Origin of the sequence: Chromohalobacter sarecensis (genome assembly GCF_023061135.1) — a bacterium.
GTDB lineage: Bacteria > Pseudomonadota > Gammaproteobacteria > Pseudomonadales > Halomonadaceae > Chromohalobacter > Chromohalobacter sarecensis.
Map to the genome: position 1 here is coordinate 1 of NZ_JAKGAN010000022.1, position 1,662 is coordinate 1,662.

Annotated in this window: 1 rRNA gene; it reads right to left on the reverse strand. The window is 56.3% G+C overall.

The features are described from left to right. Positions 1–49: 49 nt before the first annotated feature. Positions 50–1,589 (reverse strand): 16S ribosomal RNA (locus L1071_RS16140). Positions 1,590–1,662: the final 73 nt, after the last annotated feature.

The following is a 1,662-nucleotide window of genomic DNA, read 5'->3' on the forward strand; positions in this document are numbered from 1 at the left end:
ATCAGGTAATTCATTGTGAGCGCTTACCCAGGAGGGATGCACCGTCGTTTAAGGAGGTGATCCAGCCGCAGGTTCCCCTACGGCTACCTTGTTACGACTTCACCCCAGTCATGAACCACACCGTGGTGATCGCTCTCCCGAAGGTTAAGCTAACCACTTCTGGTGCAGTCCACTTCCATGGTGTGACGGGCGGTGTGTACAAGGCCCGGGAACGTATTCACCGTGCCATTCTGATGCACGATTACTAGCGATTCCGACTTCGCGGAGTCGAGTTGCAGACTCCGATCCGGACTGAGACCGGCTTTTCGGGATTGGCTTCAGCTCGCGCTTTCGCAACCCTTTGTACCGGCCATTGTAGCACGTGTGTAGCCCTACCCGTAAGGGCCATGATGACTTGACGTCGTCCCCACCTTCCTCCGGTTTGTCACCGGCAGTCTCCCTAGAGTTCCCGACCGAATCGCTGGCAAATAGGGACAAGGGTTGCGCTCGTTACGGGACTTAACCCAACATTTCACAACACGAGCTGACGACAGCCATGCAGCACCTGTCTCTGCGCTCCCGAAGGCACCCCGGAATCTCTTCCGGGTTCGCAGGATGTCAAGGGTAGGTAAGGTTCTTCGCGTTGCATCGAATTAAACCACATGCTCCACCGCTTGTGCGGGCCCCCGTCAATTCATTTGAGTTTTAACCTTGCGGCCGTACTCCCCAGGCGGTCGACTTATCGCGTTAACTGCGCCACTAAGTCCTCAAGGGACCCAACGGCTAGTCGACATCGTTTACGGCGTGGACTACCAGGGTATCTAATCCTGTTTGCTACCCACGCTTTCGCACCTCAGCGTCAGTGTCAGTCCAGAAGGCCGCCTTCGCCACTGGTATTCCTCCCGATCTCTACGCATTTCACCGCTACACCGGGAATTCTACCTTCCTCTCCTGCACTCTAGCCTGCCCGTTCCGGATGCCGTTCCCAGGTTGAGCCCGGGGCTTTCACACCCGGCGTGACACGCCGCCTACGCGCGCTTTACGCCCAGTAATTCCGATTAACGCTTGCACCCTCCGTATTACCGCGGCTGCTGGCACGGAGTTAGCCGGTGCTTCTTCTGCGGGTGATGTCGCTCTTGCCGGGTATTGACCGACAAGCCTTCTTCCCCGCTGAAAGTGCTTTACAACCCGAAAGCCTTCTTCACACACGCGGCATGGCTGGATCAGGCTTTCGCCCATTGTCCAATATTCCCCACTGCTGCCTCCCGTAGGAGTCCGGGCCGTGTCTCAGTCCCGGTGTGGCTGATCATCCTCTCAGACCAGCTACGGATCGTCGCCTTGGTAAGCCGTTACCTTACCAACTAGCTAATCCGACATAGGCTCATCCAATCGCGCGAGGTCCGAAGAGCCCCCGCTTTCTCCCGTAGGACGTATGCGGTATTAGCCTGAGTTTCCTCAGGTTATCCCCCACGACTGGGTAGATTCCTATGCATTACTCACCCGTCCGCCGCTCGACGCCTCCTAGCAAGCTAGGATCGTTTCCGCTCGACTTGCATGTGTTAGGCCTGCCGCCAGCGTTCAATCTGAGCCATGATCAAACTCTTCAGTTGAAAGTCTGATAGTCCGTTGAGCGGACCAAACTTGGTTCAAGACTAAAACGTTCTCAAAAAGACCCGAAGGTCT